Origin of the sequence: Streptomyces sp. SID3343, from assembly GCF_009865215.1 — a bacterium.
Taxonomy (GTDB): domain Bacteria; phylum Actinomycetota; class Actinomycetes; order Streptomycetales; family Streptomycetaceae; genus Embleya.
In genome coordinates, this window is sequence record NZ_WWJX01001172.1 from 1 (window position 1) to 6,072 (window position 6,072).

Here is a 6,072-nt window from a genome sequence, read left to right on the forward strand (position 1 = left end):
CGGCCGCGATCCGCTGCATCGTCGCGGCGGCGAGCCCCTCCGCGTCCGCGATCGCGATCGCCGAGGCCGTGACCAGTTCCGGGCTGAGCACGGGCTTGGGGCCACTGCGCGGGCGTTCGCGCCGATCCCACAGCAATTCGACGATGCGGGCGTGCTCTGCCGGTGTGCTGCCGTCCATCGCTGCCTCCGACCTGTTTCGAAACCGGGTGTTGCCCCCGCCGGGTGACTGTGTCTACCGTACACAGTGTCCGAGGGACACAGTTCGATCCGATCAAGCGTCCCGACCGAGGATCCCGGTCGAGCGTCCCGATCGAACAACCAGATCGAGCGTCCCGACCGAGATCCGCTCGAGAAGCCCGACCCGGAAGACCGATCAAGAACCCCGATCCAAAGGGACCCGTCGTGCGAAACAAGAGAATCCTGATCTCCGGAGCAAGCGTCGCCGGCCCGACCCTGGCCTACTGGTTGGCCCGCCGCGGCTTCGAACCCACCGTGGTCGAGGTGGCCCCCGCGCTGCGCGGCGGCGGCTACGCCGTCGACTTCCGCAGCTCCGCCCACCTGGCCGTGCTCGACCGCACCGGCATCCTCGACGATCTGCGGGCCCTGGCCACGGGCGGCACCACGTGGACCTTCGTGGACGACGCGGGCAACCCACTCGCCGCGCTGCCCCCGGAATTCACCGGCGGCGACCTCGAGGTCGCCCGCGGCGACCTGGCCCGGGTGCTGTACGAACGCACCCGCGACACGACCGAGTACGTCTTCGGCGACTCGATCGCCACCCTGACCGACACCACCGCCTCCGACCACGCCGACGCGTGCGTGCAGGTCGAGTTCGAGAGCGGCACCAAACGCACGTTCGATCTCGTGATCGGCGCCGACGGCTTGCACTCGAACACACGTGAGCTGGCCTTCGGCCCGGAAAAGGACTACCTCACCCACCTCGGCTACCACGTCGCGGGCTGGATGGTGCCGCACCACATCGGCGTACCCGAGGCCCGCATCGCCCACAACGTCGCCGGCAAGCTGATCGGCGTGCTGGACAGCCGCCGAGGCCCCACCGCCGACGTGTTCGCGTTCTTCGCGGCCGGACCGCTCGACCACGACCGCCGCGACGTCGCGGGGCAAAAGCGGATCGTCGCCGACGTGTTCGCCGACGTGGGCTGGGTGGCCCCGACGCTGATCGAGGCACTGGCCGACGCGCCCGAGCTGTACTTCGACGCGATAGCCCGAGTCGATGTGCCGCGCTGGTCCGCGGGCCGGGTCGCGCTCGTGGGCGACGCCGCGTACGGGGCGACGCTCGGCGGCATGGGCACCGGCTCGGCCGTGATCGGGGCCTATGTACTCGCCGGCGAGTTGGCCGCGGCGGGCGGCAACCACGTCGTCGCGTTCGACCGCTACGAGCGCGCGGTGCGCGACTTCGTGACGGAGTGCCAGAAGGGCGGCGAGGACACCGGCGCGTTCCTCGCTCCCGCGACCGCCGATGCCGTCGCCGTCCGCAACGTGATGCTGGGCGACCCGGCCGTGCTCGCGCACCTGCTCGCCGAGGGCGAGGCCCGCGCCGCCGGCATCACCCTTCCCGACTATCCGGGCTGACCGGTCACCGGCCGCCCCCGTGCTCGGGCGACGCCGCCGGTCACGGCAGCGCCGCCGTGACCGGAGAACGGGTCGGGCCGACCCGGGCGCGCGGGGAAGGCGGTCGCCGTGGGCTACCGTCACTGTGCCCCGGGCACCACTTGCGGTGCCCCGCTCCCCGTCACCCAGGAGACCCGACCGATGGCGCTCGACCCGCTCGACAGCCGGATCATCACCGCACTCGTCGACGACGCGCGTGCGACGTATGCGGAGATCGGTTCGATCGTCGGGTTGTCCGCGTCGGCCGTGAAGCGGCGGGTGGACCGGTTGCTCGCGACCGGCGTGATCACCGGTTTCTCGGCGTCGGTGGAGCCGGCCGCGCTCGGGTGGTCGACGGAGGCGTTCGTCGAGCTGTACTGCGTGGGCCGCACCTCGCCCGGCGATATCGGGCGGGCGCTGGCGAAGTACCCGGAGGTGGTGTCGGCGAGCACCGTGACCGGTGACGCGGACGCGGTGATCCACCTGCTCGCGGCCGATGTACAGCACTTCGAACGCGTGTTGGAACGGATCAGCGCCGAGGCGTTCGTGGTGCGTACGAAGAGCACTGTCGTGCTATCTCGCCTGGTCAGGCGCAACGGAACGAGTTGGCAGGGGATGGAGACGCAATAGATCGGCGTCGTCGCGCACGTCCGACGTCTTGGCCGCTCGCACACGTGTACCTAGGGTTGGAACAGCCGGTGTGGATCGTCCCGGCGCCCTCAGCTCCCCCGAGCCCGCCCTTACGTGAGAACGCCGAGACCCCCCATGCGCATGCACCGGTACGACCCTGCTCTCGCCGACCTCGTCTTCGACTACATGCGCGACCGGCTCGCCCTCGATCCCGTCCCGCTGGACCATCCCGGACGCAAGGACAAGCTCGACCGCGCGCTCGAAGGACTGATCGGCGCGCAGGGCAACGATCCCGGTGACGTGCTGGCGGTGTACGCGGACCAGCTCGCGCCGTCCGTCATCTCGTGCGACAGCCCGCGCTTCCTGTCCTTCATCCCGGCTGCGCCGACCAAGGCCGCGCTGCTGTTCGACATGGTCGTCTCGTGCGCGTCGCTCCAGGGCATCTCGTGGCTGGAGGCGGCGGGCGCGGTGGCCGCCGAGAACCAGGTGCTCCGGCTGATCTCCGATCTGGCCGGCCTGCCGGCGAGCGCGGGCGGCTGTTTCGTCAGCGGCGGGTCGGCGGGCAACCTGTCCGCGCTCGTGGTCGCGCGGGACATGGGTCGGCGGCGGCTGGGTGTCGGGGCGCGTGATCGGCTGCGGGTCGCGGTGAGCGACCAGGCGCACTCGTCGATCGGCAACACGCTGCACATCATCGGGATGGACGCGCTGGTCGTGGCGACCACCGACCATCGGCTGACCGGCGAGGCGCTACGGGCCGCGCTCGCCGCCGACCCCGACACGGGCGACGTGATCGGGGTGGTGGCCACCGCCGGCACCACCAACGCAGGCATCGTCGACGACCTGGCCGGTATCGGCGCGGTGGCCCGCGAGCGGGATTTGTGGTTCCACGTGGACGGCGCGTACGGCGGTGCGGGATTGCTCGCGCCGAGCGTACGGGCCAAGTACGACGGCATCGAGCTCGCCGACTCGTTCGTGGTCGACCCGCACAAGTGGCTGTTCGCTCCGTTCGACTGCGCCGCGCTGGTGTACCGCAACCCGAGCCTGGCCCGGGGCGTGCACACGCAGGACGCCTCGTACCTCGACGTCCTGCACACCGACGCCCCGGAGGAGTGGAACCCGACCGACTACGCGTACCACCTGACCCGCCGCGCGCGCGGCCTGCCACTGTGGTTCTCGCTCGCGGTACACGGCACCGACGCGTACACCGAGGCCATCGAGACGGCGCTCACGCTGGCCCGCGACACCGCCGAACTGATCCGCGCGACCCCGCACTTGGAGCTGATCCGCGACCCGGAGCTGTCGGCGGTGCTGTTCCGGCGGGCCGGGTGGGACGCGGCCGACTACCTGGCGTGGTCCCAGCGCCTGCTGGCCGGCCAGATCGGCTTCGTGACCCCGACCGGCTGGGAGGGCGAGACGGTCGCCCGCTTCGCGTTCCTGCACCCGGGCACGACGATGACGACGGTCGAGGAGATCCTGGCGACCATGGCGGACCCGATCGCGGGCTGACGGCGGAGGACGGGCATCCCGGCGGCGTGCCGCGCGCACGCGAACTCGCCCTCGCAGCCGGTCCGTTCGGTTCGCCGTCGACACGGCGGCGAACCGCTCGTCGTCGACAAGGCGGCGAACCCGAACGGATTCGGGTCGGCCTTCAGTGCACCGACATCCCGCCGTCGACGTGGATCGACTGGCCGGTGACGTACCCGGCCCCGCGGCTCGCCAGGAACACCGCCGCGCCCGCGAAGTCCTCGGCCAGGCCGTTGCGGCCGACCATCGTGCGGGCGGCCAGGGCCGCCACCTTCTCGGGGTCGGACGAGAGCCGCTCGTTGAGCGCGGTCATCACGAACCCGGGCACCAGGGTGTTGCACGTGACACCGTGCGGAGACCACGCCTCGGCCTGCGAGCGGGCCAACGACTCCAACGCGCCCTTGGAGACCCCGTAGGCGCCGCTCTGCACGAACGCCCGGTGAGCCTGCTGGGAAGTGATGTGAATGATCCGCCCGAAGCCGCGTTCGGCCATTCCCGGCCCGAACCGCTGCCCGAGCAGGAACGGCGCCTCCAGGTTCACCGCCATCGTGGCGTCCCACACGTCGTCGCCCAGCTCGCTCATCGGCGGCCGCAGGTTGATCCCGGCGCTGTTGACGAGGATGTCCGGTTCGCCGAACACCGCTGCCGCGTCCTCGGCCGCCGCGCGCACCCCGGCGCGGGAGCTCAGGTCGCCGCTCACCCAGGCGGCCTGGCAACCGTCGGCGGTCAACTCGTCGACCGCGGCGACCAGTTCCGCCTTCTTGCGGGCCACGATCACCACGCGCGCGCCGGCGTGCGCGAGGGCCCCGGCGATCGCGCGGCCGATGCCGGAGCTGCCGCCGGTCACCACCGCGACTCGGCCGTCCAGCGAGAACAGTTCGGAGAGATACCGCTGCGAGGTCATGGCGGCACTTTAGGAGGGACCCGGGCCGCGGGGTCGCCTGGGGGCAAGGTCGCCTGGTCGCGGTCTCTCCTGGGGGCGCCTTGGTCGGGAGTGGGCGTTTCGCCCGTCGCGCGTTTTCGTCCGGGCTGGTCCTCGTCGGGACGCGTCTTCTTCGGGTCGTGCCCCCGTCCGTTTCTTCGGGATCATGCCCCCGTCCGTCGCGTGTCTCAGTCGGGACGCCCCTGCTTCGTCGCGACGCCCCTTTCGTCGGGACGCTCCGTTCGTCGGGACGCTCCCTCCTGAGGCGCTCTTCGCCGTAGGGGAGCGGATCGCGTCCGGGCGGGTGTGGTGCTTCACCGCCCGGTGCGCGGGAATGGGCGAGAGCATGTGTCGACTTTTCGGGCTGTCCAGTGCGCCCCACCGTGTCCACGCGACCTTCTGGCTCGCCCAGGCCCCGGACAGCCTGGAGCAGCAGAGCCGGGAGAATCCGGACGGGACCGGCGTGGGCGTCTTCGGGCCCGACCGGTCGCCGGTCGTGCTGCGGCAGCCGGTGGCGGCCTGGGAGGATCGCGAATTCGCGGTGGAGGCGCGGGAACTGGAGTCGACGACGTTCGTGGCTCACGTGCGCTTCGCCTCGACCGGCCCGACCACGGTGGCCAACACCCACCCCTTCGCGCAGCAGGGCCGGTTGTTCGCCCACAACGGCGTCATCGAGGGTCTGGATCTGCTCGACGCGCACCTGGCCGCCGACGGCGGCGCCGAACACGTGTATGGACAGACCGACTCCGAGCGGTTCTTCGCGCTCGTCACGCGGGAGATCGACCGGGCCGACGGCGATATCGGCGCCGGCATCGTCGCGGCCGCGACCTGGGTGGCCGAGCACCTGCCGTTGTTCAGTCTCAACCTGATCTTGACCACACCCGACGAACTGTGGGCGTTGCGCTACCCGGACACCCACACGTTGTACGTGCTGGATCGCCGAACCGACGTCGGCCGGCCCCGTGAGCCCCTGGATCACGGCTCCGAGCGTAATCACGTCCGCGCCCGGTCGAGCGAACTGGCCGATGTCCCGTGCGTGGTGGTCGCGAGCGAGCCGATGGACGACGACCCCGGCTGGCGGCTCCTGGCCCCCGGGGAACTGCTTCGGGTCGGCGCCGGGCCGCGCGTGCGATCGACCGTCGCCTTGAGCCGGCCGCCCGCGTATCCGCTGCGGGTCACCGATCTGCGTCCGCAAGCGGCCGCGTCGCAGCGGCACGGCTGACGTTCGTCGCGTCGGCGCGGGGGCGACCCCGGCGGTCGAGGCGACGCGGCTGCGGTCGAGGGGAGCGCTCGGGTCGGTCGCACGGTGGCGCGGCGGTGGCGCGGTGGCGCGTCAGGGGGTCGTGGCCATCGCCAGGCGGGCGCATTCGCGGCACGCGCGGGCC

5 protein-coding genes are annotated in these 6,072 nt (G+C 71.8%); 4 read left to right on the forward strand and 1 reads right to left on the reverse strand.

What is annotated here, in order from left to right; translation table 11 throughout:
• The first annotated feature begins 402 nt into the window (after window positions 1–402).
• The 3 genes from GT354_RS37110 to GT354_RS37120 all read left to right on the forward strand — a co-directional run bounded on the left by GT354_RS37110 (window position 403) and on the right by GT354_RS37120 (window position 3,747).
• Window positions 403–1,593, forward strand: a complete 1,191-nt coding sequence (locus GT354_RS37110) for an FAD-dependent monooxygenase (protein ID WP_346012344.1) — start codon at window positions 403–405, stop codon at window positions 1,591–1,593.
• 180 nt (window positions 1,594–1,773) lie between these two features.
• Entirely contained in the window at window positions 1,774–2,241 is a 468-nt protein-coding gene (locus GT354_RS37115) for an Lrp/AsnC family transcriptional regulator (protein WP_161360787.1), read from the forward strand.
• A 135-nt stretch (window positions 2,242–2,376) separates the two neighbouring features.
• Window positions 2,377–3,747, forward strand: a complete 1,371-nt coding sequence (locus tag GT354_RS37120; protein ID WP_161360788.1) for a pyridoxal-dependent decarboxylase — start codon at window positions 2,377–2,379, stop codon at window positions 3,745–3,747.
• Between the two features lie 142 nt (window positions 3,748–3,889).
• On the opposite strand, the gene GT354_RS37125 is transcribed toward GT354_RS37120, so the two are convergent.
• The gene (locus GT354_RS37125) at window positions 3,890–4,669 is read right to left on the reverse strand and encodes an SDR family oxidoreductase (RefSeq protein WP_161360789.1); all 780 of its coding nucleotides are present in this window, start codon (window positions 4,667–4,669) and stop codon (window positions 3,890–3,892) included.
• A 364-nt stretch (window positions 4,670–5,033) separates the two neighbouring features.
• On the opposite strand from GT354_RS37125, the gene GT354_RS37130 reads away from it, so the two are divergent.
• On the forward strand, window positions 5,034–5,909 hold the full coding sequence (locus GT354_RS37130) for a class II glutamine amidotransferase (RefSeq protein WP_161360790.1): 876 nt from the start codon (window positions 5,034–5,036) through the stop codon (window positions 5,907–5,909).
• Window positions 5,910–6,072 lie beyond the last annotated feature (163 nt).

What these genes read in the sequence shown, in the direction of transcription:
- GT354_RS37130 (WP_161360790.1), top strand. Translation starts at nt 5,034, where the DNA reads ATGTGTCGACTTTTCGGGCTGTCCAGTGCGCCCCACCGTGTCCACGCG.
- GT354_RS37125 (WP_161360789.1), bottom strand. Translation starts at nt 4,669, where the DNA reads ATGACCTCGCAGCGGTATCTCTCCGAACTGTTCTCGCTGGACGGCCGA.
- GT354_RS37115 (WP_161360787.1), top strand. Translation starts at nt 1,774, where the DNA reads ATGGCGCTCGACCCGCTCGACAGCCGGATCATCACCGCACTCGTCGAC.
- GT354_RS37120 (WP_161360788.1), top strand. Translation starts at nt 2,377, where the DNA reads ATGCGCATGCACCGGTACGACCCTGCTCTCGCCGACCTCGTCTTCGAC.